Genomic DNA, 26921 nt, shown 5'->3' with positions numbered 1-26921 from the left:
GCTATCGGGCACTGTTGCTTGGGTGTACTGGCAGCGCCCGGCGGAGCCGGGGCATGGCCCGGCGAGGCATGCCCGCGCGGCGCATAACAAGAGAGAGGCCAAGAGAGAGGCAGGCCGTGCTCGTCAGCGCGGCGTCTGTGACTTGCGGATGCGCTCCGCTTCTGCTTCCGAGACTGTGCGGGCATCGGACTCGATGAGGTCCGGAATGTCGTCGACGATGGGATACGCGAGACGCGCGGCGACGGAGATCAGCTCCTGTGCCTCGCGGTCGTACACCAGGGGCCCTTTGGTCACGGGGCACACAAGGATGTCCAAGAGCTTCTTGTTGAGCATCGAGTCTCTCCGGGGCCGGCCTGCGGGCGCGGGCGTTGCGCCGAGGCCGTCAGGTTAGCCGATCCGCCGCAAAGACGGTACGCGATTTTCGGTGCATTGTTCCGTGGACCGGCGCAAAGAGTCGGGAATGTGCGACGCGGTTTGCTTTGCAAGTTGCAAAAAACTGCCTTCTCTCGCGCGAAATGGCGCTCAAGCCGCTGTTTCCGCGAGGGGCTACGCCGCTGGTCTGCATTGTGCATATCCAGGGCAGAGCAGGCAATGCCACGGCAACCTGCCATCGACGGTCTGCGCACCATCTGCGAAAGGGCACTGGCCGCGGCCGTAACGGCCAGGACTGGTGCCGAGCGGACCCAGCGATGACGCCACGAGAAGAGGGGCCTAGCCGCCAAGCGACGCACACAAGGGACTCGCTGGCTCGTCCGGTACCAGCGCCGGCTCGATGGACCAGGCCGCGGCCCGCTGCCGGCGGGGCTGGCCAGGACCGCCAGGCGCTGATGGCCAACAGACCGTCATAGCCTCCGCGCCGGGCGACGCCCAACGGCGCTCAAGACAACAGCGAACAAGCAACCGTATTGCCGGCACGCGCCGGCATTTTTTTGGCGCACGGGAAGTCCTGTATTCATCCCACGTGGGCCCGCCCGATATAGTCGTTGGTCTGCATTTCCGTCAGCCGGCTCAGCGTCCGTGCAAAGGCGAAGGCTAGGTCGCGGCCCCGATAGAGCTCGACAGGCGGTGCATCGGCGCTGCACACCAGCTTGCAGCCGCGATCGTACAGGGCATCCACCAGCGTCATGAGCCGATGGGCACGGTCGCTTTGCTCGTCGTTCAAGGGCCGTAGATTCGCAAGCAGCACCGTGTGAAAGCCGCGCGCGAGCTCGACGTAATCGCTCTTCGAGCGCGGGATGTTGCAGAGGACGTCGAAATCCAGCCAGACCACGCCCCGGGTCCAGGCCACCGCGGGGATCGGCCGCCCGTTGACCATGACCGGGTCGCTGCTGGCATGCGCACCCGCAGTCAGTGCCGCAAAATGGCGACTGAGCGCCGTATCCGCGGCGGGCCCGGCCGGCATGACGTAGACGGATGCCTGCTCCAGCTGGCGCTGGCGGTAATCCGTGGCTCCGTCCAACTCCAGTACCCGGCAATGGCGGTACAGCAGGTCGATGGCGGGCAGAAAGCGCTGGCGTTGCAGGCCCGCGCGATAGAGCCCCTCCGGCGGCACATTGGAGGTGGTCACGAGGGTGACGCCGTGCTGGAACAGGGTGTCGAGCAGCCCCGCCATCAGCATGGCGTCGGTGATGTCCTCCACTTGCATCTCGTCCAGGCACAGGACCCGCGACTCCGCGGCGAGCTGAGCACCGATATGCGTGAGCGGATTCCGTCGGCCTGCCATACGCCGCAGGCGCTCGTGCAGCTCCTGCATGAAGGCATGGAAGTGCACACGCCGCTTGGCGCCGACGGGCAGGCCATCATGGAACAGGTCCATCAATAGGGTTTTGCCGCGCCCGACGCCGCCCCAGAGATAGAGACCCGGCACGGCGGCGTGGGCCGCTGGACGGCCGAGCAGCCGACGCCCCCAGCGGGTCATCGGCGTCGCAGCCGGCGCCTGGGCCGGCGCCGCGCTCAGCTCGCCGTGGAGCGCATCCAGCGCAGCCACTGCATGCTGCTGAGCCGGGTCCGTTTGGATGCGACCCGCCTCGACCGCGCTGCGATAGGCGGCGGTCGGGGTCATGACGCCCTGCTGCTGGCGCAAGCTCAATCCTGGCCCGGTGCTTGCGGATTGCTCGGGCCTTGCGCCGCCCCCTGCGCCGCTGCCGGGACTTGCGGCACGTCTGAGCAGTCCTCGGCCAGCCCTATGGCCACGCGCTCTGCTCGGGCGACGTCCAGGAACAGACGGATGTCGCGCTCCCGGCGAGCCAGCGTGAGCGTGCGCCCCTTGGCTGCCTCCCAAGCCTCGGCGATGCGCGGGTACAGGGTTTGCGCGCCCTGGGTATCGCCCATGTCCCGCAGAATGGCGGCCTTCAGCGCCCACCCCCGGTGAATGTTGTGCTCATTGCCGCGAGCGATGGCATTCTCGGTAAGCTGCAATGCCTGGGCATGACGGCACTTGCTCAGTGCCAATAGGGCCAGGCGGTTGTCCGGCCCCATCGGGTCCTCGCCGCAGCCGGCGAGCAGCGCGAGCGCGGCCAGCAGGCAGGCGGCCTTCAGGGGTGAGGGAAGTAGTCGCGGCATGGCGGCGAGGGCGGCGTTGTGCATAGGGGTGGTTGCGATCAGGGGTGCAATTGAGCCGAGGCGGCAGCCGGCACCGCGCCGGCTGGCGTGCCTGCGCCGAAACCTGCCTGCGCCAGACGCCGCGCCGCGGCGAAATCCGTTTTGCCGCTGCCCAGCTTGGGAACGCCGTCGACCTTGACGATGGCCGCTGGCAGCAGCAGCGGATTGACGCCCGCGTCCAGCAGGGCCGCGCGCAGATTATCAGGCTCCAGTTCCGCGGCGAGCAGCAGCACCACGCGCTCGCCTTTCTTCGCATCGGGCAGGGCGACGGCGCAGAGCTCCAGCTCCGGGCGGCCCAGCGCTCGGCGTACTTGGTCTTCTACGGCGCCGAGGCTGACCATCTCGCCCCCGAGCTTGGCGAAGCGCGAATAGCGGTCGACGATGGTCAGGAAGCCGTCGGCATCCAGATGGCCCTTGTCGCCGGTTTTGTACCAGCGCTGTCCGTCCAGCTCAACCACCGCGGCAGCGGTGCGCGCCGGGTCGTTGAGATAGCCCTTCATGACTTGAACGCCGCCGATGAGGATCAGCCCGTCCTCACCGGTGGGCATTGGCGCCAAAGTGTCCGGATCGACAATGCGAAAGCTCGTGCCGGGCAGCGGCATGCCCACGGTGCCGGGCTTGCTGCCGACCTGGACCTTCCAATTGCCCACCTCGATGGCGTCGGGCACGTTGACGCTCGCCACCGGCGTGGTCTCCGTGGCGCCATAGCCCTCGTAGAGTCGCTTGCCGAACTTCACGGCAAAGGCATCGCGCACGTCCGGGCTCAGGCGCTCGGCGCCGGCGACGACAATGCGCAGACTGTCGAGCATCAGCGGATGCACCCGGCGGTGCCTTACATAGAGCCGCAGGAAGGTGGAGGTGCTGCACAGCACCGTCGCCTTGTAACGGGCGATGGCCTTGGCATTGCCCAGGGCATCGGTGGGATCCGGATGGCAGACCATGGGGATGCCCTCCAGCAGCGGCAGTGCCGTCGTGGCCGTGAGGCCGAAGGCGTGGAACAGCGGCAGGTTCGAGAGCATCAGGTCGTCGGTCTCGGTGTTCAGGACATCGGCAATCTGACGCACATTGGCGAGGATGTTCCGATGCGTGAGCTCCACCCCCTTGGGCTTGCCCTCGCTGCCCGAGGAGAACAGGATGGCCGCCGTGTCTTCGGGATGCACCCGGTGGCAGTATCGCGCCCGCAGCAGCCAGGCGGGCAGGGCGATGGCGGCGGTGAGCATCGCGAGGCTCTGAACCTTGCCGACACCGGCGCGGATGTCTTCCATGGCATGCAGCTCCACGCCCGCCAGCAGTGTTTCGGCGTCGATGCCGCGCTGCTCCAGCTTGCGCAGGAAGCGCTTTGCGCTGACCACGTTGCGGATGCCGGCGGTGTCCAGCGCGGCCCGCAGGGCTTGTGGGCTCGCCGTGTAATTGAGATTGACGACGGTCTTGCCGGCGAGCCAGCCGGCGAGGTTAGCGATGACGCCGGCGCTGGAGGCCGGCAGCAGGATGCCGAGGTTTTGCTCGGGGCAGCGCTTGCGGATCGCCCGGGCGAAGACGAGCACCGCGGCGATGAGGCGGCGGTTGGTGAGTGCAGTGCCGCCGGCGGCGTCGAAGACCACTGGTGTGCTCAGCCGGCGCTTGGCCGTCGCCAGCCAGGCGGCGGGCAGCGTCGGCAGCGTCTGGACGTGCTCCGCCCAGGAGCTCACCGAGAGCTCGAACACGGCCTGCTTCACCTGCTGAGCGCTGCTGGTGATGGGCAGCGGCGGGCCGAAGGCGACGATCACGTCCCGAGCACGGCCGTCGCGGCGGCTGGCCTTGAGCTTCTCGCTGGCGTTGGAGAAGCGGCTGCCCCAGAGGCCGCGTAAGTAAAAAGGCAGGATGACGCCGTTCGCACCCTCGGCGGCGCGCTCGAAGCCGCGCTTGAACTCCGCCAGCTGGGCGTTCTTGCTGAGCGTGCCTTCCGGGAAGACACAGACCACCTCGCCGCGGTTGATGAGCTCGGTGACCCGGCGCAGCGCATGGCCGCTGCTGCCCCTGGAGATCGGCACCACCCCGAAAAAATCCAGAAACCATCTGAGCCACCAGCGCTCGTAGATCACCCGCTCCATGACGAAGCGCACGGGCCTGGGGCTCGCCATCTGCACCATGGCCCAGTCGATCCAGCTGATGTGGTTGCCGAGCATGAGTACGCCGCCCTGGGCGGGCATATTGTTGAGGCCGATCACCTGCAGCCGATAGCGCGCGGCCATGAGCCGGGCGATGAAAAAGCGCACCAGCGACTGCGGCAGCTGCCAGACCGTATAGATGGCGCCCGCCAGGCCCACCGCCGCCAGCGCCATCATGATCGCCCGGCTGCCGGTGTCCGCCAGTGCCGAGAGCACGGTCACGATGAGCCCGCCCAGCATGATCCAGTGCAGGATGAAGTTCTTCGCCGCCAGGACCCGGCCCAGCTCCCGCTCGCCGGCGTTGAACTGGATCAGGGCATTGAGCGGCACGATGAACATACCGGCGAGGAGCCCCAGCAGCAGGAAATTGAGGCTGTGCAGCCAGGTGACGCCGATGGCGGGCAGGGCGAACAGGGTCGCGGCGATGCCGAGCGCGCTGAAGGGGATCAGCCCCGTCTCCACGTGGTCGCGCGCGATGCGCCCGGCGATGGCGGCGCCCACAATGATGCCGATGCCGGCAAAGGCCATGACGCCTTGGATGACCACGGTATTGGTCTCGCCGAGGCTGTCCTCCACGAAGGCCGGGAAGGCCGCCAAGAGCACCTGGGAGATGCCCCAAAACACGCCCAGGCCGATGATCGACAGCCAGATGACGCTGTTGTCCCAGGCGGCATGCAGGTTATGGCGCAGATAGCGCCCGGTCAGGTATTGGGACCAGTCGAAGTGCATGGCCGGCGCGCCGGCGCGCTTGTCCGGCAGCCGGTAGGCCAGGGCCACTTCCACCAGCGAGCCCAGCACCAGGAACCAGCCCACCGGCGCGATGGTGCGCATGATCTCCGCCGGCGGCAGCCCGGTGCCGCCGACCTCACCCGTCGGCGTCGCCAGCAGCAGCTCGAACAGTACGGAGAAGCTCAGGATACCGGCGAGGATGGCGATGCTGGAGCTCGCCTGCACCCAGGCGTTGGCGGGCGTTAGCGCCTCGATGCCGCAGAGCTCCTTGATGTAGCCGAACTTGGACGGCGAATAGATGGCGCTTTGCAGCGCCAGCACGAAGGTCATGGCGAACGCCGGCCAGAACAGCCCGAGGTAGTAGCAGGTGGTGATGCCGAGGGTGATGCCGACGGCCACCCAGGCGGCGGTGCGCATGACGCGGTTTTTCGGCCAGCGGTCGGCAAGCCAGCCCGAGGGCGTGAACAGCAGGATGAAGGGGAGCAGAATCAGCGCGTTCACCAGCGCTGTGAGCCAGATCTGCTCCGGCCCGTCGTAGGCCTTGAACAGCGTGTTCTGGATGATGATCTTGTGCCCGAGATCCACGAAGCTGTTCAAAAACACCACCGCCACGAACGGCAGGAAGCCCGGGATACTCGTCAGTCTGGTCAAGGTGGCGGCCTCCGCTCGCGCAGGCGTGGGTTCGGCTGCGGCAGCCCGCATTCTAGCGGCGGATGGGCGGCGTGTGAGCGTGGGCGCGCGCGTCGCCGACGGAGCAGGTGTTTCTGCGCGCCATCGACTACCCCTCGACCGAGCAGCACTGCCGCGAGCATGCCCTGCAAATGGCGGAATTCGTGGACCTGCGGCGGGCCGTCGCCCGGGACCCGGGCGCCTTCGGGGCCGACGAGCGAACCGGGATACGGCAATGGTTCTTCAATCACGTGGTGGCCGAGGACCGCCGCTTCGGCGCCTACTATCGGCGCGTGGTGTGTGGCGCCGCGGAGTGAGCCGCGCGCTTTGCGCCGATTTCCCTTAAGCTGCGCGTCTTTTCACAGCTCGCCGAACCCGAGGAGACGCCGTCATGTTCAGAGCCCTGTGGGGGGATATCCAGCACGGGCGCCTTCAGCGCCTGCCCTTCCTCGGCTGGTATCTGGTGCTGGTGCTGCTGGTGGTCGTCCTGGCCTTTGCTCTGGGTGCCGTGATCGGCGCCACCGAGCGCATGGCGGGCGGCGAGCCGCTGGAGACCCAAGTCGCGTTGGGCGAGAGTCTGGGCCCCTTGGGCCTGCTCACCGTCGCCGCGGTGTTCGCGCTGCTGCTGTTGGGGCAGCTCAACATCATGGCCAAGCGCGTGCGGGACATGGGACTGCCCATGGCCTGGGTCATCGTGCTCGCCTGGCTGCTGCTCTCGGGGGTGCTCTCGTCCGTGGCGGGTGCGGCCCTGAGCGGCCCGGTGAGTCTGCTGGTTCTGCTGGCGCTGCTGTTCGTGCCCACCGGCGCATTCGGCAAGGGTGGCGGCGGGGCGGTCCAGCCGTGACGCCGCGCTCAGGGTGCAAGCTCCCGCAGGTTATGGGCGCCGGGAAAGAATGATCGACAGGCGTGCTGCAACGGCACCGGCAATGTCATCCTCCCAACAGGTGGGTACGCGCTCCGGCGAGTAGCCCAACCGGCGATAGGCGCCCAGGATCGCCTCGCCGAGGGCCTCGGCAGCGCCCGCGTCCTCGAATCGCAGTCCGTCCGCTTGCAGCGCCAGCCCCTCCAGATAGAACACTCGCCGATAGCGCCGGCGGGCGCCGGCAACCAAGTCATCTGTCGCCAGCGCCAGCTGCTCGAAGTAGGCGATGCTGTCCGGCAGGGCGCGGTCCAGGAACAGGGGCTCCTGCGGGTCCAGCGCCTGCTCGATCTGCTGCTGGCGCGCGGCGATGCCGTGCTGGATGCGCGCCTGAAGGGCCGGGTCGGCGGCGATCTCCGCGGCCGTGTGGCCGAGCTCGGCGATGTGGACCCGCGCCGCCTCCGGCACCACCCGGTGACCGCGGGCGGCGAGGGCCTCGATCAGCGTGGTCTTGCCGGCGGAGGGCGGCCCGGTGATGACGCACCAGGCGGTGGGTATGGGCCGAGCATCCGCGGCGTCCGTCATTTTAGGTCCGGCTCTTCTGCGTGAGCTTGTGGGGGCGGCGTCCTTGCCGCGAGATCACCGCGCCGGCTCAGTCGCTGTCTTTGCGCGCGCCGATGCCGCGCTCGCGGGCGAAGTCCAGCATGCGCTGGATGGGCACCACGGCGCGCCGGCGGATGGGCTCGTCGATGAGGATTTCCTGGTCGTGGCTGCGCAGCACCTGCTCCAGGTTCTGCAGCGCGTTCATCGCCATCCAGGGGCAGTGGGCGCAGCTCTCGCAGGTGGCGCCTTCGCCGGCGGTGGGTGCGGCGATGAGGTGCTTGTCGGGTGCCAGCTGGTGCATCTTCCAGAAGATGCCCTCGTCGGTGGCGACGATGAACTCCTGGTTGGCCATGTTCTGCACGGCCTTGATGAGCTGGGTGGTGGAGCCGACCACGTCGGCCTGATCGACGACCTCGTCCGGCGACTCGGGGTGCACCAGCACCGCGGCGTCCGGGTGCAGGCGCCGGACGCGGTCCAGCGCGAAGCCCTTGAACTCCTCGTGCACGACACAGGCGCCGTCCCAGAGCAGGATGTCGGCGCCCGTCATGCGCTGCACATAGTGGCCAAGGTGCTTGTCCGGGGCCCAGAGGATCTTCTCGCCCTGGGCATGGAGGTGCTCCACCACCGGCAGTGCGATGCTGGAGGTGACCACCCAGTCCGAGCGCGCCTTCACCTCGGCGCTGGTGTTGGCGTAGACCACCACGGTGCGCTCCGGGTGGGCGTCGCAGAAGGCGCTGAAGGCATCCGGCGGGCAGCCTTCGTCGAGGGAGCAGGTGGCCTTCAGCGTCGGCATCAGCACGCGCTTCTCCGGGTTCAGGATCTTCGCCGTCTCGCCCATGAAGCGCACGCCGCAGACCACCAGGGTCTCGGCATCGGACTCGCTGCCGAAGCGGGCCATCTCCAGGGAGTCGGCCACATAGCCGCCGGTCTCCTCGGCCAGGGCCTGCAGATCGCCGTCGACATAGTAATGCGCCACCAGCACGGCGTTCTGCTCGGCGAGCAGGGCCTTGATGCGGTCCTTGAGCGCAGCCTTGTCGGCGCCGCCGAGCTGCGGCCACTGCGGCTGCTTGGGCACCTGCATGCGGTCCCGGGCCAGGGTGGCGAGGTCCGGGTTGTCGGTGGCAGCGGTTGTCATGGTGGGTCTCCGTTGGCGGCGGTGCGCTCGGCCTGGATACTCCCAATGGAGCACCCCATACGAGGCGGGGGGCAGCGGCCGGTCGCAATGGTTGCGGGCTTCACCTGAGAAAGGCCACCTGCTTGCGGTCGGTGAGCCGGTAAAGCCGGGCGGGGCGGTGACTGCCGCGCCGGCGCACCTCGCCCGTGGCCTCGATCTGCTCCAGGGCCAAGGCCCACTTGCGGAAGTTGCGCTTGTCCAGCTCGGCGTCAAGCAGGGTTTCGTAGACCCGCTGCAGCTCCCCCAGGGTGAAGGTCTCCGGCAGGAACTGGAAGGCGATGGTGGAGTAGTCCAGCTTGGCCACCAGACGGCGGTGGGCGGCGGCGATGATTTCGGCGTGGTCGAAGGCAAGCTCCGGCAGGGCATCCAGCCGAAACCAGCCGGTCGCGGCGGCATCGTCGCCGGCCTGCACCGCCAGGCGTCCCGCCGGCGCCAGCGCGAAGTAGGCAACGCTCACCACCCGCTCGCGCGGGTCCCGCCCTACGGCCCCAAAGGTGTAGAGCTGCTCCAGATAGATGTCGCGGACCCCCGTCTCCTCGGCCAGCTCCCGCGCCGCGCAGGTGTCCAGGTCCTCGTCGATGTCCAGGAAACCGCCGGGCAGCGCCCAGGCGCCGGCATAGGGCGGGTTGCCGCGGCGGATCAGCAGCAGCTGCAAGGCGTCCTCGCGGATGGTGAACACGGCGATGTCCGTGGTCACGGCGGGGTGCGGGTAGGCGTAGCAGTGGGGCTTCGGTTGGGACATCGGCGGCGCTGTCGGCTCGGCCGTGGGCTCGATCTCTGCTTAAGAACATAGTGTAGAGGATACACTTATGCAAGGCGGGCCGCCGTTTCGGCAGTGGACATGCTGTCTTCTGGATCAGATGCACCGCTGGGGATGGCGACAGGTCATGTGGGCGGTGTGTCGAGATTCGACAAACGCCGTGGACTGGTTTGAAATCGCGGTGGGGGGCGGGTTTTTTCGGTCCGGTTTTCGATCCCGATTTCGAATGCGATCCCGATGGCCACCCCGAATCGGCGGTCGTGCCGGCCGCGAAGACAGCGCCAAGCGCACAGGAGCCTGAGCCATGCATGCACGCCATCTCGCCGGTGGGCTCTTTATCCTCGGCTTCGACGGCACCGCGGTCGACGCCGCGCTGGCGGAGACCATCGCGCGTTGGCGCCCGGCGGGGCTCATTCTGTTCCGCCGCAACATCGGCACGCCGGCGGAAGTTGCGCGGCTCTGCCGCGACCTGCGGCGGCTTTATCCCGCGGACGACCCGCCGCTCATCAGCGTGGACCAGGAGGGCGGTCGCGTCGCGCGCCTGCGCGCGCCCTTCACGGAGCTGCCCGCGGCGCGGGTGCTGGGCCGGCTCTACCGGCGCACCGGCTCGCTGGAGCTGGTGCACAAGGCCGCGGCCATCACCGCCGCAGAGCTCACCGCCGTCGGCATCAACTTCAACTACGCGCCCGTCCTGGACGTCGACAGCAATCCGGCCAATCCCATCATCGGCGACCGTGCCTTCGGCGGGACGCCCGAGCTGGTCTCGGCGGTGGCCGGGGCGGTGATCGACACCTATCAGCGCCATGGCCTCCTGGCCTGCGGCAAGCACTTTCCCGGTCATGGCGACACCGACACCGACTCGCACCTGGCGCTGCCGGTGGTGCGTCGCGACCGCGAGTCGCTGGAGGACATCGAGCTGCCGCCGTTCCGGGATGCGAACGCCGCCGGCGTGGCGGCGATGATGACCGCGCACGTGCTCTACCCGGCACTGGACCCGGATTGGCCGGCGACCCTATCGCGCCCCATCCTCACCGGGCTGCTGCGCGAGGAGCTCGGCTTCGAGGGGCTCATCGTCACCGACAACATGGAAATGCGCGGCGTCTGGGGCCGCTGGCCGGCCACTGAGCTGACCCGCCGCGCGGTGGACGCCGGCTGCGACTTGTTCATCGGCGGCGGCGGCGGGCTCGACGGCCGCCATCCGCAGACCGACATCCAGTTCGCGCTGATGGAGGCCCTGGCGGCGCAGATCGCGGCCGGGGAGGTGCCCATTGCGCCGGTCGAGGCATCGCTGGCGCGCATCCGCCGGATCAAGGCATCGGTGCTGAGGGCGCAGCCGGACATCGACCCGACTCGCGTCGCCGAGCGGATCGGCACGGCCGAGCATCAAGCCGTGGCGGCGGCGCTGCGCGAGGCGGCGACCGCGGCCTAGGGCTCGCCGGCGATCAAAGGGGGGCGGCATTTGCGCTGCAACGTCGAGGCTGGCTTAACGCGCCGCCCGCGCCAGCCCGGCAAGGCCGGCGGCTGCGATGCGCTCACCTGCGCGCCGCCCTGCCATAGGTGGCCTTGGCCTCGCAATAACACACGAAATTGCCGGCCGTTGCTGCCAGGAGCCTATATGACATCAGGAAGGTTAGGCGCACAGGGCTGCGAAAGTATCTTGCACTTGGGTGTTACGTGGGAGACCCGCGCGTTTCTTGACGCGCTGTGGTGCCCTTTGACGCCGCGCTGAGCCGAGACGATACTCTAGCCCTCAGGCCTGAATCGGATCAGAGACATGTCAAGCCAAAGCTCAGCGGGCTCGGCCCCGCTTATGGACGATGTCGCCTTGCCCGACTTCGAGCAGGACCTCGTCGCCTGGGCCGAGGCCAACGCCTGCCTGCTGCGCGCGGGCCGTCTCAGCGAAGTCGACGCGGAGCACATCGCCGAGGAGCTGGAAGACGTGGGCAAGAGCGAGCGCCGCGCGCTGGGGAGCCACCTGCGCAACCTGATGCTGCATCTGCTGAAGTGGCAGTTCCAACCGGGCCTGAGGCGGCCGAGTTGGCGGCGTTCCATCCAGAACAGCCGCCAGGAGATCCAAGTGGTGGTGGCCGACAGCCCGAGCCTGCGGCCCCGCGTGCAGGACCTCGTCGCAGACGAGTATCCGCGCGCTCTGCGCCTCGCCGAAACCGAGACCGGCCTGCCGGCGCGGGCCTTTGCTGGCGATTGCCCCTACGCGGTGGAGCAACTGCTTGACGACGACTGGTTGCCCGACCCAGCGGGCGGCTGAGCTAGGCGTTCGCAGCGGTGGATTGCTCGCCGCATCACTGCCCTGCAACCACTCCGGCCCGCCTCTGACGGATCGTCGCATCCGCCTGGGCAAACGCATCAACCGGCACGAATGTTCCCAGATGCTGAGGTTGTCGTTTTCGCTGGCAGGTTGGGTGGCCCGAAGAGCAGCTTGTTGAGATACGTATCGTCCCAGCCGGTGCGCGGGCGGGCCCCGATCACAACTCGCCGCCATCCCGTCGTCAGGAACGACGGACGAGGTCCGTCAATGACGGTGAGGTAATGCAAGCGCATCTGCGCGCCTAAGACAACCGCAACAGGGGGCGACGACGAGAGCCCCGTGCCGAAATATTCCGACGAGCGCAAAGAGGCACTGCTGCGCAAGATGCTGCCGCCGCACAACGGCCCGCTGGGCGAGCTGGCGGCGGAGGAGGGCAACAGCGAAGCGACGCTGTACAACTGGTGCCGGGCGGCCCGCGAGCAGGGCCGGCGGGCGCGGCGGACCGGGGCTCGGGTTGAAAATGCGGCTGCACCGAACAACAGGTACAGCACTGGCAACACCCGCAAATGGCCGGCAAGGCGGCCGCTACACTCCGCGCCCACATCAGCACCACTCCACCGGACACCCACCATGGAAACGCACGTCTCTGTCGGGGCCGAGCTCATCATCTTGAGCATCTTTGCGGCTTTCGCCGTCTATTTGCTCTTCGCTCAGCTGGCCCACATGAAAAAGCTGAGACGGCGAGACCAGGCCAATGCCGGATCCGCCCACCAGCCTGCCTCGGGAAAGGAGCCGAGCTCATCCTGAGCTGGGCTGACGCCAACGCCGCGTCCCGCCGTGGCCGGGGCAGCACGATGGGCGAAAACAGGCGCGCCAAAGCAACGGCAGGCGCGACTTTGCTCAACGGCGCCTAGCCATCGGCGACCTGAGCAGCGGACTCTTCGCCGCTCGCCGGCCACAGCATCGCCGCCCCGCGCACGCCGCTGCTGTCGCCGAAGCGCGGCCGCAGGATGCGCGTCGCCAGGCCGTCCGAGAAGACATGCTCGGCCACCAGGGCGGGTAGGTGCCGGTACAGGCGCTCCAGCTTCGATAGGCCGCCGCCGAGGACGATCACCTCCGGGTCGAGCAGGTTGATGACGGCCGCCAGCGCCCGGGCAAGGCGTTGCTCGTAGGTCCTGAGGGCCGCCTCGGCGCTCGCATCGCCCTGTGCGGCTGCGGCGGCGATGGCGGCGGCCTCCAGGTGCCGGCCGTTGGCTCGCTCGAAGGCGGCGCTGAGTCCGGGGCCGGAGCAGAAGGTCTCGATGCAGCCGTGCCGGCCGCAGTAGCAGGCCGGGCCCGGCAGCTCGTCGGGCTGCGGCCAGGGCAGGGGGTTGTGGCCCCATTCCCCGGCGATGGCGTTGGGGCCCTGTTGGAGGCGCCCATGCACCACGATGCCGCCGCCGGTGCCGGTGCCGATGATGACACCGAAGACGCTCGCCGCACCGGCGGCGGCGCCGTCGGTGGCCTCCGACAGCGCGAAGCAGTCGGCGTCGTTGGCGGTGCGCACCGGGCGCCCGAGGCGCACCGCCAGGTCGGCCTCAAGTCGGCGGCCATTGAGCCAGACGGAGTTGGCGTTGCGCAGCCGACCGTCGAAGGGCGAGATGGCGCCCGGGGTGCCGACACCGATGGCGGCGGCGCAGGGCGCCTGCGCGCCGAGGTCCGCCACCAGCCCGGCGATGGCGGCGAGGGTGGCGTCGTAGTCGTGCCGCGGGGTCGCGATGCGGCGGCGGTGGCTGAGCTGCCCCGTGGCAGTCAGGACCGCGCCTTCGATCTTGGTGCCGCCGAGGTCGATACCGATGCGCCCCGGTGTTGGCGCGGCACTGTCAGGGCGCTCGCGCATGGGCATGCCCTCGCGGGTGTCAGTCCCTGAGTCCCTTGGGGTTCGTGAAGCGCTCGTTCAGACTCTGGACATAGCTCTCGCAGTCGTGCAGTACTTTGCTGATTCGGCCCTCGGACCAGCTGCTGAAGCCGTAGGGACGCCCGGCCAGCTCTCGACCCCAACGCTTGGTATTGGCCGCGAAGGCGGCGAGCACGTCGCCGGGCAGCGCCTTATCCTTGGTCGTGCGGCGCAGCCAGCGACGCACCGTAGCTGCGGCAATGCTGCGTACGCCGAAATGCAGGCCCACCAAGAGCAGCAGGCCAACGCCCTCCGCATACTGCAGCGCGTAGTCAATGCCTTGGGCTTCCATCCACGCGAGCCAGTCGGGGCGATAATCGAGCCCCTCCCAATGACCGGCGGTGATGCTCCAGCCGAGGAACACGGCGGCGACCCCGATCAACGCCACCACATCCAGCACCAGGGTGCGGGCGCGCCACTTGCGAACGGCGCGGGTCAGCGTCGGCAGGGTGTCATCGGCGAGCTCGTTGGCGACCGCGCGCAATGATGCAACGATGCGATACGCGCGCTCCACCTCCACCTGGTCCATGCGGTGGTAGATCTCTTCCAGATCCGCATCACGCTTGGCCTCGAAGCGCTGCCGGCGCGTCTCGTCGGCGATGGGCGGGGCGGATTGGCTGAACACCGTGAAAAAGCGACCGGTGGTCATGCCGGCTTCGCCCAGGGCCCGCAGCCAGGCCGCGACCACGTCCTCGGGGTTGTCTTCTTTCGCGGCGGCGTCGAGCTGATTGAGCACGAACAGGAATTTGCTGGAGTCGGAGCGGTGCTTGGTCTCCACCACCAAGTGCTGCAGCGTATCCCGCATGGCCCCGGGCTCCGGGTGACGGGCGTCGAACATGACGATCACCAAGTCCGACAGCCCGATCATGTGGTCGGTGATGCTGAGGATGGCGTCGCGCTGGGCATCGGCGTCGAAGCCCGGCGAGTCGATCAGGATCTTGCCTTTGAGCCGGTCACTGCGGCAGGTCTTGAGCTGAAGATAGGCATCGATGCGCTTGCCCTCGCCACCGGCAACGCGCTCGATCTGTTGCGACATCTGATAAAACGGAAACCGTGGGTCGGAGTCCAGCGAAATACCCGGCAGCGTCTGGCTGCGGCTCTCCGGGGTGTAGACGATGACCGTGAAGCGGTCGTCCACCGCCTGATTGCCGGTTCGCTGAATGGTGTGGCCCAGAAAGTCGTTAACGAAGGTGGATTTACCCGCGGAGAAGGTGCCGAGCACCGAGATCAGCGGCCACCACGGCACCCTGCTTGCGAAGGATTGGCTCTCCGGCAGCAGGCGCATGTCGTAGGCGACCCGGTCGAGGGTGCGAAAGCTCTGCACTGCGTTGAGCAGGATCGGGTTCTCTTGCTCAAGGTGGGCCTCGAGATCGCTCAGGCGTTGCTGCACGGTTTCCGGTCCGAGCGCGGAAGGCATCGGCAGTGTCCTCTTCGCTGTGGGGTGGTTGTCCGCCGGTATTGGCTTGCGATGGCGCAGGCGCTCCAGCGGGCGCGGTGCAGCCTCCGGGGCGCGCCCCGACCTGGCGCGAGCGTACGAGCGGTGCGCGAGCGCATGCGGGCCGTTACTATACGACGATATGCGAAGCATCGGGCATACACCGCCGCGGCACGGGCAACGCTGGTTTTGCCGAATGGAGACAGCCGCTTGAGCGGGCGCACTCGCGGGCGCGCTCGCGCGTCGAAGACACGGAGCCAACGGCTTGATTTGGATCGGGTTAGTGGCCTATCTGCTTGAAGTCCCCGGACGATTCCGAGATACTAGGGGACTGCGCCGCGGCTTTTCCCGTCGTAGCCACAGCATAAAGACAACCCGCGCCGGGAGCGTGCGCTGACAGATATCGACAACACCGCTGCCATCGCCGCCCGGGTTTCGGTCGACCGGCCCGGGTCGCTGGCGCGTGTCGAGGTGAGCGACCGCCATTGCGACTTGCGTCGGCTTGATCGGATCTCGACACTGCCCGCCGAGCGCGCAGCGGCTGAAGCCGCGACCCGCATCACCACATACCGCTGTCTTCAGGAACCCGTACACATGGGCAAAACCTCCCCCGCCGTCGCTCGGCTTTTCGCTGCCTGTCTCTTGCCGGCCATTGCCTTGGGCGCTGCCGCGCAGGGCGCCGACGGCGTCTATGTCGTCAAGCAAGCGGAAGGGCTGCCGACGGTGTCGGTCGGCGGCACCGTCATCCCCTACAAAGAAGTCACGCTCGCCGCACAGCTCCCGGGCCGTGTCCAGTACATCGCCGGCATCGAGGGCGATGAGCTCGAGAAGGGCGACACCTTGGTCGCCATCGACGACAGCGAGCTTCGCGCCAAGCGCGAAGGGCTCATCGCGCAGCTTGCCACCGCCAACGCCAAGCTGCGCAACGCCGGCGTGCAGTACGGCCGGGAGCTCTACTCGCCCCGCTCACGCTCCTCACCCGGCGGCATGGGCGTGCCGAACCTGTTCGATCAGTTCTTTACTCGCCCGATGGAGGACTTCATCGGCGACCGCGACCAGGATGCGGAGCTCTCGGCGGACCTGTATGCCTCCGGCACCCAGATCCAAGAGGCGCGCAACGCCATTCGGTCGCTGCAGGCGGAGCTTCGGGCGTTGGACTCCAAGCTGCGCGATGCGCGTGCGGTGGCGCCCTTCGACGGCGTCATTGTCGAGAAGTTCATCGAGGTCGGCGACACCGTGCAGCCCGGGCAGCCGCTGATGAACTACGCCGATGTCGAATACCTGCAAGTGGAAGTCGATATTCCGGCTCGCCTGCGCCCGGGCCTGCGCGAGGGCATGATGCTGCGCGCCGAGCTCGACGTGCCGGCGCGCGGCGGCACGGCGACCGACGGGCCCGGGGTGCCGGTGCGCGTGGCGCAGATCTTTCCGATGGCGGACCCCCAGCGCCATACCGTCAAGGTCAAGTTCGACCTGCCCCAGGGCGTCTCCGAGCCGGGCATGTATGCCAAGGTCCTGGTGCCCGATTTCAACGCCCCGGCACGCGTCAACCCGGTGGTGCCGCGCTCGGCTATCCGCTTCAACGGCAGTCTGCCCGGTGTCTATGTACTGGACGAGCAGGGCAAGCCGGAGCTGCGTCTCATCCGCGTCGGCGAGCCGCGGCCCGACGGCAAGGTCACCGTGCTGAGTGGACTCCGCCCGGGCGAGCGCATCCTCGAGAACCCGGGGGCCAACGTCACGAGCAACTGGTCCCGCGAACAGGACGAGGGTCGCTGAGCCGCGTGTACGCCGGCCCGGCGGCTGGCGTAGATGCCGCTCCGGGCGCCACCCCTGAGCATCGCATCACACTTCCGAGTACCGCCCCTATCGATCGTCTAGTGATCGCCTAGCGATCGCCAGCGCCGCGGCGATCCCCTGGGGCTGCCCGACAATACGGCGACAGACCACTGCGTGCCTGCACCGATCCGTCTCCACCTCGAATCCGATACCCAGTCATGAGCCAGGACGACAGCACCCGGGCCAACACCGGGACGCCCCCCAAGAGCGAGCCGCCCTACGACGAGGAGGACCTCGGTCTTGCCGGCCGCACGGCGCGGTTCTTCATCCGCTCGCCGCTGTCGCCGCTGTTCTATGTCGCGATGCTGATGATGGGCCTGCTCGGGCTCATCGCTACCCCGCGCCAGGAGGACCCGCAGATCTCGGTACCCATGATCGACATCATGGTGCAGTACCCGGGGGCCTCCGCGCAGCAGGTGAGCAATCTCGCCATGCAGCCGCTGGAGCGGATGATCAGCGAGATCCCCGGCGTCGACCACGTCTACTCCGCGGCCGAGCGCGGGCAGGGCATCGTCACCGTCCAGTTCGAGGTGGGCGAGGAGATGGGCCCGTCGCTGGTGAAAGTGAACGACAAGCTCGCCTCCAACATGGACAAGATCCCGCCCGGGGTCATGCCGCCCTTGGTGAAGAGCAAGGGCATCGACGACGTGCCCATCGTCACCCTGACGCTCTGGTCCAAGGACGTGGATGGCGACGGGCGACCGGACGTCGACGACGGCCAGCTCCGGCTGTTGGCCCAGGACGTCTTGCAGGTGCTAAAAGAGGTGCCGGACACGGGCAACGCGTTTATCGTCGGCGGGCGACGCGAGCAGATCACCGTCAACGCCTTCCCGGAGCGGCTGTCCGGCTATCGCATCAGCCTCGGCGATGTCGCCAATACCATCAAGAGCGCCAATGCGGAGTCCACCGCCGGCGGGGTCGAATCCAGCGGCTCACATTTCTCGGTGACGACGGGCTCCTTCCTCAAGAGCGCCGATGAGATCGCCCGGCTCGTGGTGGGCACGTACAACGAGATCCCAGTGTACGTTTACGACGTAGCCCAGGTGAAGCGCCAGCCCGAGGATGCCGAGCAGCTGGTGGCTTACTACACCGGGCCTGCGGCCCCCGAAGGCATCGAGGCCGACGGCGAGCCGGCGGTCACCATCGCCATCGCCAAGAAGGAGCTGACCAACGGCGTCTCGGTCGCCAACGCCATCCTCGACAAGGTCGAGGAGCTCAAGGGCGGGCGTATCCCCAATAACGTCGAAGTCAGTATCACCCGTAACTATGGCGAGACGGCGGACGAGAAGGTCTCGGACCTGATCAAAAAGCTCTTCATCGCGACCTTCTTCGTGTTCCTGCTCGTGCTCGTGGCCTTCCGCGCGTTGAAGCCCGCCATTGTCGTGCTGCTGGTCATCCCGGTGGTGCTCTTGATGACCATCTTCGCCGCCTGGGTCACGAGCTACACCATCGACCGCGTGAGTCTGTTCGCGCTGATCTTCTCCATCGGCATTCTCGTCGACGACGCCATCGTGGTGGTGGAGAATATCTACCGCCGCTGGCTGGAAGAGGGCCGTACCGACGACTACACCGCGGTGGACGCCGTGCGCGAGGTGGGCAACCCCACCATCCTCGCCACCTTCACGGTCATCGCCGCGCTGCTGCCCATGGGGTTCGTTAGCGGCATGATGGGGCCTTACATGGAGCCGATTCCAGCGCTTGGCTCGGTGGCCATGTTGATCTCCTTGTTCGCGGCCTTCGTGTTCACGCCCTATCTGGCCATTTCCAAATGGCTGCGGCCCTCCATGCGCTATCTGGAGATCGCCGAGCGGCGCGAGCACCGCGAGGCCGAGGGGCTGGAGAAGCTCTACGTGGCCATCCTGACCCCGCTGATCGAGAGCAAGCGCAAACGGCTGGTGTTCAAGCTGGTCTTGTGGGGCGCCTTCCTCTTCACCCTGGCCTTCTTCTACTTCAAGTGGGTACCGGTGAAGATGCTGCCGCTGGACAACAAGCCCGAGTTCTCGGTGGTGCTGGACATGCCCGAAGGCACGGCGTTACCGGTGACCGCCAACCTGGCCCACCGCATGGCCGAGAAGCTCCGGACCCTGCCGGAGGTGACAGCCCTTCAGCTCTATGCCGGCACCGCAAGGCCCTTCGATTTCAACGGCATGGTGCGCCACTACTACTTGCGCGAGGAGCCCTGGCAGGGGGAGCTTCAGGTCCAGCTCAAGAACAAGAAGAAGCGCAAGCGCTCCAGCCACGAGATCGCCGTCGAGGCGCGCAACCTGCTCAAGCCCTTGGCGGACGAGAGCGGCGCCAGCATCGCGGTGGTGGAGATGCCGCCCGGCCCGCCGGTGCTCCAATCCGTGGTGGCGGAGGTGCACGGTCCCTCGGCCGAGGTCCGGCGGGACTTCGCCCGCGATCTGACGGACATCTTCGCGCAGGCCGAGAGTACGCGGGACGTCGACAACTACATCCGCGAGCCCTTCGACTACTGGCGCTTCGACGTGGACACCGAGAAGGCCGTGCGTCGCGGCATCTCCGTGGACACCATCAACCAGAACCTGTCCATGGCCCTCGGCGGCGCTGCCCTCGGCGACGTCAAGATGAAATCCGGCCACGAGCCAGTACACATCGTGCTCCAGGTGCCGCTGGCCGAGCGCTCCCAGATCGACCGCTTGGGCGACCTGCCGATCCGCTCCAACGCGGGCTTCACCGTGCCCCTGCGCGAGCTCGGGCGCTTCGAGCGCGTCCCCGAAGAGCACATCATCTATCGCAAGGATCTGCGCGCCATCGAATACGTCGTGGCCGACGTCGGCGGCGATCTGGCCGCACCGGTCTACGCAATGCTCCAGGTGCAAAACCGGCTCGATGACATGGGCTATGTCGCCCCGGACGGTACGGAGCCGAAGGCATACTGGCTTGGGCCGCCGCCGACGGATCGCGTCTCCGGCTTCGAGTGGACCGGCGAGTGGACGGTCACCTACGAGACCTTCCGCGACATGGGTGCTGCCTTCGCCGTGGCCTTGGTGCTGATCTATATCCTGGTGGTCTGGGAGTTCGGCAACTTCCGGATCCCGTTGGTGATCATGGCGCCCATCCCGCTCACCCTGCTCGGCATCATCCCGGCGCACTGGCTGATGTTCGAGCTGGGGCTGGGCGGCGAGTTCACGGCGACCTCGATGATCGGCTGGATCGCGCTGGCCGGCATCATCGTGCGCAACTCCATCCTGCTGGTGGATTTCTCCATCCATGAGGTGCAAAAGGGCGTGCCGGTGGCGGAGGCGGTGATCCGTGCCTGCAAGACGCGAACCCGGCCCATCGTTATCACCGCGTTGGCCCTGGTGGCGGGCTCCAGCGTCATTTTCACGGACCCGATCTTCCAGGGCATGGCCATTTCGCTGTCATCGGGCGTGCTGGTCTCCACCATCCTGACGCTCATCGTCATCCCGCTGGGCTGTGTCGCCGCGAGCCGGGATCTGTGTGAGGTGGCAGTGGCCAGTGCACCCCGGGGTACAACGGTGCCGTGCGCGGAAGAGCTGCTGGACGACGGCCGCGATGACCGCGAGCGCGCGGCGCCGGCCCGCCAGCGCGAGCCCTCGCCGGTGCTCGCCAAGATCGGCGGCGTGCTCATGATGGTGTTCTATCTGGTGCGCGGCATTTTCCTGCTCCTGTTCGATTGGCTGAAGACCCTGCTACGGCGCAAGAAGCAAGCCCGGGGTCCCGGCGGCGGCGGCCCGGGGAATGCGCCCAGTGGCGGCCCCGACAGTGACGGGGGCGGCGCAGCGCCTACGGGCAGCGCGCAGCGCCCGGCTGACTTGACCTATGATCAGCGCAGTGCCGACGCCGACGTCCAAAACGCGCTGCGTACCAGCGAAGGCCAAGGGGCAGTCAAGGCGGCGGAGCCGGAGTCTGCCGATGCTGCGGCGGCGGCAGTGCCGGCGAAGAAGGCTGCCGGCGCGGGCAAGACGCAGAAGCGCACCACCAAGAAAAAGGCCGCAGCTAAATCCGCTCCGGCGGCCAAGTCGAAGGTCGCGAAGGTGCAGAAGAAGGCGGCACGGCGCGGCATTCGCTTGAAAACGGATGACGATACCGAGCAGGACTTCGAGTAGAGTAGGGCCGCCGTCCGGTGGCTCGGCGCCGCTGCGGCTAGACTGAATACGACGGCCGCCCGCCGCGGCCGATCATGGACCCAGCCGCTGGTGGTGTGACTCATGCTGAGACTTTTGGCCCTGATCATCTGGCTTGCGCCGGGCGCGTTCGTCGCGAGCCCGCTGATGGCCGAAGACCGCTACGGCGCGCCGGACCCGGGCTGGTACCAACAGGGCAGCGGTTATCGACCCGACGTGCGCACTGGCCAGTCCGGCTCCGGCGACTCCGGCAGCGGCGGCTATCACTATGATGACTTCCGCGACGGGGCTGACGACAGCGGCGCTTACCAGCCCTACGCGTGGAGCCGAGGCGCAGACGACGGCTCCGCGTACGTCCGGCCCAATTACGATCAGCCCAGCTACGATCAGCCCGACTCTCGACGCTACGCCTCACCTCGACGCCGCGGTGACGACGCACGCCGGCGCCGCTCTGAGACAGCCGAGCCTGACGCCGAGCGGCGCTCGCCCAATGGCTATGGCGCGCCGGATTGGGCACAGCAGCCCTTGCCCCGGGACCGGGGCCCTGCAGGCTACGCGGAGCGCCAGGTCGATACCTGGGCCGACGACTGGGGCGACGACTGGGCCTTGGAACAGCAATGGAGATCCGACGGCGGGCGCTATACGGACGACCCAGGCTGGCGCCGACCGCCGGCACGCCCCAGGTACCGCTTTCGCGAGGATCCGGACTTGGAGCAGGCAGCGGCCGACCGCCGCCTGGATGACTATCAGTTCCGGCCCTTGAGCCCGAGGGAACAGGAGCGCCATCGCGACGCGGATCGCGACCCGCGCTTCGCCGACCCCTACTCGGATAGCCGCTATCGCTCGCCCACTCGGGAGCAGAGACGCCGGAAAGGCGAGCGCGGGACCGCCTTCGGTTATGCGCCAGTACCCGGGCGGGTACCGCCGGATGATTTCTACCGGCGCTACTATCGCAGCCAGCCTTGAGCCAACACCGATTGATCCGCGCTCTTGCGTCCCGGGCAAGGCTCGCGCAGCCGCGTTGGCGCTCGGCGCCTTCGGCCTGGCCGATGGCCTGCGGTATGCTTGCGCGCTGTTGTTGACGCCGGCCCAGGGGAGCGAGACCTGCATGATCACGGTGGTTGGGAGCCTGAAGGGAGGCTCCGGCAAGAGTACGCTCACGTTCAATCTCGGCGTCTGGCTCGCGATGGCCGACGTGGATATCCAACTCCTGGATGCTGATCCCCAGGCAACCCTCACCGATGTTACCGAGGTGCGCACCGAAGAAGGCTTCGAGCCGCGGTTGGTGGTGCGCGACCGCGGCGCCTTGACGCCGGAGGGCCTCGCCGAGCACGAAGAGACCATTATCGATATCGGCACCGCCGACATGGACTCGGTGCGAGCGGCGCTCGGGCTCTGCGATCGGGTGGTGGTGCCAGTGCCGCCATCGCAGGCGGATATCTGGTCGACGCAGCGCTTCGCGCGGCTGGTGCGCTCGGTGGAGCGCAGCAAGCCGCCCGAGATCATCGGCTTCATCAACCGGGGCGATACCCACCACGCCGTACGCGAGACCAACGAGGCCGCGGCCGCGTTGGTGTCCCTGCCCGATGTGCGCTACATCAAGCCGCGCCTGTCGCAGCGAACAGTCTTCCGCCGCTCTTTCAGTGAGGGGCTCGCCGTCTTCGAGCTGGACCCGCGGGGCAAGGGGGCCAAGGAGTTTTACGCCCTCGCCGCGGCACTCTTTCCGCATCTGTTGAGCTGATTCTCGCCACGTTCCGTCGGACGGTGGGAATTCCGAGCCTTTGTGTTAGTCTCTATTGGCAGATACCCGAAGACTTGCACCTTCGACGCCGTCCCGAGCTCGGGACGGGCCGGCGCCGAAGCTGTTCTGTGCATAAGAAGACTCGTTCACTGAGGCAATCACGGCGATGGCGCATCCCACATCCGACTCCGACACAGGCGCGCCGCAGGAGCCCGGTCAGACGCCGGACACGCTGCAGGACGATGCCACGGACTCCCAGGCCAACGCCTTTGCGATGGATCGGCTCTCCCAGGCCTTCGAGAACAGTGCGCGTCGCTGGGAGCTCATCGTTTACCCGTCGCTGTTCGCGTTCATCATCCTCGCCGCCTACGGCTTCTATTTGGTGTTCAGTCTGGCGAAGGATGTGCACTATCTGGCTATCAGTGTCGACTCGAACATGACGGTGCTGGCCAGCAATATGCAGTCTATTTCCGACAACATGGGCCAGATCAGCTCAAACGTGCGCACCATGGCCGTGGGCGTCGACTCCATGGCCCGGGACGTGAGCGTGCTGGAGCCCATGCTGACCACCATGCAGGGCATGGATCAGTCCATGCAGTCCATGACCTATACCACCGCAAACATGCGCGACGACCTCGGCCTCATGAATCGCAACATCGGCCGGCCGATGCATTTCATCAATACTTTCATGCCCTGGTGACACCGCCCTGGCGACATCTCGCCCTGCTGACCTCCACCCGGTTGACTTCCCCCCCTGCTGACTTCCCCCGGTGACGACGAGCGAGCCTCTGGCGATTCCACAGCCCACTGTTGCAGGGCTCATCGGCGAGGGGCGCCGCGCCCCCGGGTCTGACATGGACGGCGGCGCCACCAAGCCCATCCGCCTGACGGTTGCTATCTCCTCGCGGGCTTTGTTCGATCTCGATGAGTCCCATCGCGTCTTCGAGCAGGAAGGCGTCGATGCCTACCATGCCTATCAGGTGGCGCGGGAAAACGATGTGCTGTCGCCGGGCATCGCCTTTACCCTGGTGGAGAAGCTGCTTGCACTGAACGAGCGCATCGGCGACGCCGGGCGGGTGGAAATCATCCTGTTGTCCCGCAACAGCTCTGACACCGGGCTCAGGGTGTTCAACTCCATCCACCACCACGGGCTCGACATTACGCGGGCGGCCTTCACCAGCGGTGCGAGTCCCTATCGGTATGTGAGTGCCTTCGATGCCCACCTGTTCTTGTCGGCGGACCCGGATGACGTTCGCCAGGCGCTGGCGGCGGGCTGCGCTGCCGCGACGCTGATGCCGGCACCGGCGAGGTCCGCCGGCGATGCCGACGCACCGGTGCGGATTGCCTTCGATGGCGACGCCGTGCTCTTCTCCGATGAGGCCGAGCGTGTCTATCGCAGCGAGGGCCTCGCCGCCTTCAACGAGCGCGAGGTGGCGGCCGCTGCCGTACCCCTGTCCGCCGGGCCCTTCAAGGCCTTCCTGCTGGCGCTGCATCGCATTCAGGCCTTGTTTCCGCCCCGCGACGCGCCGCTGCGCACGGCGCTCATCACCGCCCGCGGGGCGCCGTCCCACGAGCGCGTCATCCGCACCCTCAGGGATTGGGGGATCCGCATCGACGAGGCGCTGTTTCTCGGCGGCCTGCCCAAGGGGCCTTTTCTGGAGGCCTTCGATGCGGATATCTACTTCGATGACCAGGAAGGGCACTGCGCGGATGCCCGCGGGCGGGTGGCCACAGGTCATGTGCCGCACGGCGTGGCGAATGCGGGCTGAGGCGAGCATAGCGTTTCAGCCCGCTTTCGGCCTGCGTCTAGAGGTGCAGTGACAGCCGGTGGGTATCGCCGTCAGGCCGAGAGCCTTCGGGCTCGGGGGCCGCGGGCAGATCCAAGCCGCTCGCCGGCGCCTGCAGTTGGTTGCCCTGCACATACTCGACACCGGCATCCCATAGGAAGCTCAGGGACTGATTGTCTTCGACGCCGGTGACGATGGTGCGGGCCTGTCGAGCCCGGGCCAGACGGGTCAGCTCGAGCAAACGCTGCTGCTTGTGCTTGTCGCCGGAGAGACCGGCCGCGAGGCTCGGTGCCAGCTGGAGGAAATCCGGCTCGCCCGCAGCACGGCTATGGAGCCTGTCCACGCGCTCGCATTGGCTCAGTCCGATGCGGCAACGGATCTCCCGCAGCCCCGTCACCAGGTCTGCCCAGCGCTCGGAGTGGGCCAGGGCGTCTTGCTCGCGCATCTGAAACGTCAGCCAGCTGCCGCGGATCTCGTACTCGCGCAGCGCGTCGCAGAGCCAAATCAGGAGCTGTGCGTCGGCGAGGATCTCCGCCGACAGGCTGATGAACAAGGCCGTCTTTTCGCCGATACGCCGCCGCTGACGGAGCAGAGCCAGCGCCGAGCGGATCATCCAACGATCGATGTCCGCCATACGCCCGCGTGCGGCATCGGCGGCGAGGATCTGCTCCGCGCTGGCCAGGCTGCCATCGCGGCAGCGCAGGCGTAGCAGCACGCTGTAATGCTCGCGGCTGTCGCCCATGAGGCTCACGATGGGCTGCAAGGCGAGCTGGAAGCCTTGGCTGTCCAGCGCCTCCCGAATGCGCTCGTCGAGGTCACTCGGTCCCGCTGCGTTGCCGGCCTCGTCCCCCGCCGCTGAGCTGCGCGCTTGTTTTGGCTCGCAAGCCGGGCTCGCCGGGTACGCCGATGGCGCAGCCGGCGGCGGCGTTGCACACGCCGGTTGCGCCGTCGGCGACAGTGAGGGGGGCTGATGCGAGTCCAGGCTGTAGCTCGGTGCGAGCAGATCGAGACCTTCCGTGGTGTCATGGCCGACCGACTCGGCTGTGGTTTGTCGATCCGATTCTGCATCCGCGAGCGCAGCATCCAACAAGCTCGATGGTGCGCCTGCGCCCGGTGCCACCCGCGCGATGCCGATGCGAATCACGAGCTGCCGCACCGCGGCTGCCGCGGCGGCCGCCGGTGCGGCGGCGAGGCGGCGCCGCAGTGGCTCCAGCTCGGCGCCGCTCAGGTCCTCCACCAAGACGGCCACGCTGTCGTCGGCGACCAGGAAGGTGCTGCTCTGCGCCGGTGCCGCGTCCGCGAGACAGTCCGCCAGAGAGCGCAGCAGGGCCGCCGCGCCGGTAAAGCCGAGATTGCGGCGGCGCTCGCTGTAGCCGCCGACGACGACTAGAGCCAGGGCCGAGCTGCGCTCCACAGGGCTGGCATCGTCCATCAGCGCGGTCAGACGTTGCAGCAGCCGGCGATGGTCTGGTGTCGTGGCCCGAGCGACAGCAGCCTCGATGCCAGCTGTTGCGGGCGTGACCATGACGGCCAGCCCCTGAGCGCCCTCGAGGGCCAGCGGCGCAGCCGACACCTCGGCGCTGAAGGCCGCTCCGGTCTGCGGCAGGAAGTCCAAGGTCTCCCGGGTGTGCTCCTCCAGATCCAGCAGCAATGCCCGGGCGAGCAGAGCCGCTAGCCCCCGGGCGGCGTGCGGTGCGGCGAAGTCGGCCAGCGGCCGGCCGCGGACCGCGGTGGTATTCGCGAGTCCGAGCAGCCGGCAGAAGCTCGGATTGGCGTGCACAACAACGCCATCTCGCACCAGGACCAGCGGTTGCTCGATGCGGTCCGCCAGTGTGCCCAAGGCGCTGCTGGCGGCGGCTCCCGGCGCAGCGTCGGGGCCGGCATCGGTGGTGCTCGCGCCACGGCGCAGCGCCGCGGTGAGTGCGGCGCCGTCATTGTCGCGTGCCAGACCTACGGCACCGGCGGATATCAGCTCGAGCAGGACGCTCGCTGCCGCGTCCGGTGCCGCCGCCAGCACGAGCCCGGGTGCTTTCGCCTGCCGCGCAATGGCCACCAGGGGTGCGGTGGGCGTGTCGGCACCGACCCTGACCACCACCATGGCGTTGCGATGCCCCTCCAACAGCGGAGCAAGTGCCGTGGTGTCCGTACAGATGCGGATCACCGCGCCGGGCAGCGCGCCCTGCAACAGCGCCGCCGTCTGCGCTGCCCAGGCGGTGGGGCCGAGGATCACCAGCAGGGTGTGGCCAGCGGCGGGTTGGGCGGCGGGCTGGGC

The 26921-nt window shown here is 67.8% G+C and carries 21 protein-coding genes; 11 read left to right on the top strand and 10 right to left on the bottom strand.

Going from position 1 to position 26921, the window contains the following annotated elements; all coding sequences use genetic code 11:
- Nucleotides 1–123: 123 nt before the first annotated feature.
- The 4 genes from CKO31_RS19715 to CKO31_RS19700 form a co-directional block, all read right to left on the bottom strand.
- On the bottom strand, nt 124–333 hold the full coding sequence (locus CKO31_RS19715) for a Trm112 family protein (protein WP_200240711.1): 210 nt from the start codon (nt 331–333) through the stop codon (nt 124–126).
- A 619-nt stretch (nt 334–952) separates the two neighbouring features.
- Nucleotides 953–2062: a cell division protein ZapE gene (zapE, locus tag CKO31_RS19710; RefSeq protein WP_200240709.1), complete on the bottom strand. Its 1110-nt coding sequence runs from the start codon at nt 2060–2062 to the stop codon at nt 953–955.
- A gap of 23 nt (nt 2063–2085) precedes the next feature.
- Entirely contained in the window at nt 2086–2586 is a 501-nt protein-coding gene (locus CKO31_RS19705) for a hypothetical protein (protein WP_200240707.1), read from the bottom strand.
- 14 nt (nt 2587–2600) lie between these two features.
- Nucleotides 2601–6128: an acyl-[ACP]--phospholipid O-acyltransferase gene (locus CKO31_RS19700; RefSeq protein WP_200240706.1), complete on the bottom strand. Its 3528-nt coding sequence runs from the start codon at nt 6126–6128 to the stop codon at nt 2601–2603.
- A gap of 107 nt (nt 6129–6235) precedes the next feature.
- Between CKO31_RS19700 and CKO31_RS19695 the strand changes: the two genes are divergently transcribed.
- Nucleotides 6236–6463 carry a hemerythrin domain-containing protein gene (locus CKO31_RS19695; protein WP_200240705.1) on the top strand — a complete coding sequence of 76 codons (228 nt, stop codon included), beginning with the start codon at nt 6236–6238 and terminating at the stop codon, nt 6461–6463.
- A 74-nt stretch (nt 6464–6537) separates the two neighbouring features.
- Nucleotides 6538–6990, top strand: a complete 453-nt coding sequence (locus CKO31_RS19690) for a DUF805 domain-containing protein (RefSeq protein ID WP_200240703.1) — start codon at nt 6538–6540, stop codon at nt 6988–6990.
- A 30-nt stretch (nt 6991–7020) separates the two neighbouring features.
- Here CKO31_RS19690 and CKO31_RS19685 read toward each other — a convergent pair whose 3' ends face one another.
- From CKO31_RS19685 to CKO31_RS19675, 3 genes are all read right to left on the bottom strand, one after another.
- Nucleotides 7021–7590, bottom strand: coding sequence for an AAA family ATPase (locus CKO31_RS19685; RefSeq protein ID WP_200240702.1), 570 nt, complete (start codon nt 7588–7590; stop codon nt 7021–7023).
- Nucleotides 7591–7657: 67 nt separating this feature from the next.
- Complete coding sequence (nadA, locus tag CKO31_RS19680) at nt 7658–8743, bottom strand: quinolinate synthase NadA (RefSeq protein ID WP_200240701.1); 1086 nt, start codon at nt 8741–8743, stop codon at nt 7658–7660.
- Between the two features lie 100 nt (nt 8744–8843).
- Entirely contained in the window at nt 8844–9524 is a 681-nt protein-coding gene (locus CKO31_RS19675) for an NUDIX hydrolase (RefSeq protein ID WP_200240700.1), read from the bottom strand.
- A 322-nt stretch (nt 9525–9846) separates the two neighbouring features.
- On the opposite strand from CKO31_RS19675, the gene nagZ reads away from it, so the two are divergent.
- From nagZ to CKO31_RS19660, 3 genes are all read left to right on the top strand, one after another.
- A complete protein-coding gene (nagZ, locus tag CKO31_RS19670) occupies nt 9847–10971 on the top strand; it encodes a beta-N-acetylhexosaminidase (protein ID WP_200240699.1) in 1125 nt (374 codons plus the stop codon).
- A gap of 345 nt (nt 10972–11316) precedes the next feature.
- A complete protein-coding gene (locus tag CKO31_RS19665; RefSeq protein ID WP_242475529.1) occupies nt 11317–11808 on the top strand; it encodes a DUF29 domain-containing protein in 492 nt (163 codons plus the stop codon).
- A 384-nt stretch (nt 11809–12192) separates the two neighbouring features.
- Nucleotides 12193–12615: a hypothetical protein gene (locus CKO31_RS19660; RefSeq protein ID WP_200240698.1), complete on the top strand. Its 423-nt coding sequence runs from the start codon at nt 12193–12195 to the stop codon at nt 12613–12615.
- A 103-nt stretch (nt 12616–12718) separates the two neighbouring features.
- Here CKO31_RS19660 and CKO31_RS19655 read toward each other — a convergent pair whose 3' ends face one another.
- Both CKO31_RS19655 and CKO31_RS19650 read right to left on the bottom strand, forming a co-directional pair.
- Complete coding sequence (locus CKO31_RS19655) at nt 12719–13687, bottom strand: ROK family protein (protein ID WP_200240697.1); 969 nt, start codon at nt 13685–13687, stop codon at nt 12719–12721.
- 19 nt (nt 13688–13706) lie between these two features.
- Entirely contained in the window at nt 13707–15161 is a 1455-nt protein-coding gene (locus CKO31_RS19650) for a dynamin family protein (RefSeq protein WP_200240695.1), read from the bottom strand.
- A gap of 612 nt (nt 15162–15773) precedes the next feature.
- On the opposite strand from CKO31_RS19650, the gene CKO31_RS19645 reads away from it, so the two are divergent.
- The 6 genes from CKO31_RS19645 to CKO31_RS19620 all read left to right on the top strand — a co-directional run bounded on the left by CKO31_RS19645 (nt 15774) and on the right by CKO31_RS19620 (nt 24631).
- Nucleotides 15774–16952, top strand: a complete 1179-nt coding sequence (locus CKO31_RS19645) for an efflux RND transporter periplasmic adaptor subunit (protein ID WP_200240694.1) — start codon at nt 15774–15776, stop codon at nt 16950–16952.
- Between the two features lie 218 nt (nt 16953–17170).
- Nucleotides 17171–21103: an efflux RND transporter permease subunit gene (locus tag CKO31_RS19640; protein ID WP_200240692.1), complete on the top strand. Its 3933-nt coding sequence runs from the start codon at nt 17171–17173 to the stop codon at nt 21101–21103.
- A gap of 102 nt (nt 21104–21205) precedes the next feature.
- On the top strand, nt 21206–22087 hold the full coding sequence (locus tag CKO31_RS19635) for a hypothetical protein (protein WP_200240690.1): 882 nt from the start codon (nt 21206–21208) through the stop codon (nt 22085–22087).
- 142 nt (nt 22088–22229) lie between these two features.
- The gene (locus tag CKO31_RS19630) at nt 22230–22862 is read left to right on the top strand and encodes a nucleotide-binding protein (protein WP_200240688.1); all 633 of its coding nucleotides are present in this window, start codon (nt 22230–22232) and stop codon (nt 22860–22862) included.
- Between the two features lie 274 nt (nt 22863–23136).
- Entirely contained in the window at nt 23137–23562 is a 426-nt protein-coding gene (locus CKO31_RS19625) for a hypothetical protein (RefSeq protein ID WP_200240723.1), read from the top strand.
- Nucleotides 23563–23716: 154 nt separating this feature from the next.
- Nucleotides 23717–24631, top strand: coding sequence for a 5'-nucleotidase (locus tag CKO31_RS19620; RefSeq protein ID WP_200240721.1), 915 nt, complete (start codon nt 23717–23719; stop codon nt 24629–24631).
- Nucleotides 24632–24668: 37 nt separating this feature from the next.
- Here CKO31_RS19620 and CKO31_RS19615 read toward each other — a convergent pair.
- A partial coding sequence (locus tag CKO31_RS19615) for an EAL domain-containing protein (protein ID WP_200240686.1) occupies nt 24669–26921 on the bottom strand: 2253 nt, incomplete at its 5' end.

This window comes from Thiohalocapsa halophila (assembly GCF_016583825.1).
Lineage (GTDB): Bacteria > Pseudomonadota > Gammaproteobacteria > Chromatiales > Chromatiaceae > Thiohalocapsa > Thiohalocapsa halophila.
This window is presented reverse-complemented; position numbering and strand designations above follow the sequence as displayed.

Bases quoted from the DNA above. Each gene is read 5' to 3' on its own strand.
- CKO31_RS19715 (WP_200240711.1), bottom strand. From the start codon at position 333: ATGCTCAACAAGAAGCTCTTGGACATCCTTGTGTGCCCCGTGACCAAA.
- zapE (WP_200240709.1), bottom strand. From the start codon at position 2,062: ATGACCCCGACCGCCGCCTATCGCAGCGCGGTCGAGGCGGGTCGCATC.
- CKO31_RS19705 (WP_200240707.1), bottom strand. From the start codon at position 2,586: ATGCACAACGCCGCCCTCGCCGCCATGCCGCGACTACTTCCCTCACCC.
- CKO31_RS19690 (WP_200240703.1), top strand. From the start codon at position 6,538: ATGTTCAGAGCCCTGTGGGGGGATATCCAGCACGGGCGCCTTCAGCGC.
- CKO31_RS19685 (WP_200240702.1), bottom strand. From the start codon at position 7,590: ATGACGGACGCCGCGGATGCTCGGCCCATACCCACCGCCTGGTGCGTC.
- nadA (WP_200240701.1), bottom strand. From the start codon at position 8,743: ATGACAACCGCTGCCACCGACAACCCGGACCTCGCCACCCTGGCCCGG.
- CKO31_RS19675 (WP_200240700.1), bottom strand. From the start codon at position 9,524: ATGTCCCAACCGAAGCCCCACTGCTACGCCTACCCGCACCCCGCCGTG.
- nagZ (WP_200240699.1), top strand. From the start codon at position 9,847: ATGCATGCACGCCATCTCGCCGGTGGGCTCTTTATCCTCGGCTTCGAC.
- CKO31_RS19665 (WP_242475529.1), top strand. From the start codon at position 11,317: ATGTCAAGCCAAAGCTCAGCGGGCTCGGCCCCGCTTATGGACGATGTC.
- CKO31_RS19660 (WP_200240698.1), top strand. From the start codon at position 12,193: ATGCTGCCGCCGCACAACGGCCCGCTGGGCGAGCTGGCGGCGGAGGAG.
- CKO31_RS19655 (WP_200240697.1), bottom strand. From the start codon at position 13,687: ATGCGCGAGCGCCCTGACAGTGCCGCGCCAACACCGGGGCGCATCGGT.
- CKO31_RS19650 (WP_200240695.1), bottom strand. From the start codon at position 15,161: ATGCCTTCCGCGCTCGGACCGGAAACCGTGCAGCAACGCCTGAGCGAT.
- CKO31_RS19645 (WP_200240694.1), top strand. From the start codon at position 15,774: ATGGGCAAAACCTCCCCCGCCGTCGCTCGGCTTTTCGCTGCCTGTCTC.
- CKO31_RS19640 (WP_200240692.1), top strand. From the start codon at position 17,171: ATGAGCCAGGACGACAGCACCCGGGCCAACACCGGGACGCCCCCCAAG.
- CKO31_RS19635 (WP_200240690.1), top strand. From the start codon at position 21,206: ATGCTGAGACTTTTGGCCCTGATCATCTGGCTTGCGCCGGGCGCGTTC.
- CKO31_RS19630 (WP_200240688.1), top strand. From the start codon at position 22,230: ATGATCACGGTGGTTGGGAGCCTGAAGGGAGGCTCCGGCAAGAGTACG.
- CKO31_RS19625 (WP_200240723.1), top strand. From the start codon at position 23,137: ATGGATCGGCTCTCCCAGGCCTTCGAGAACAGTGCGCGTCGCTGGGAG.
- CKO31_RS19620 (WP_200240721.1), top strand. From the start codon at position 23,717: ATGGACGGCGGCGCCACCAAGCCCATCCGCCTGACGGTTGCTATCTCC.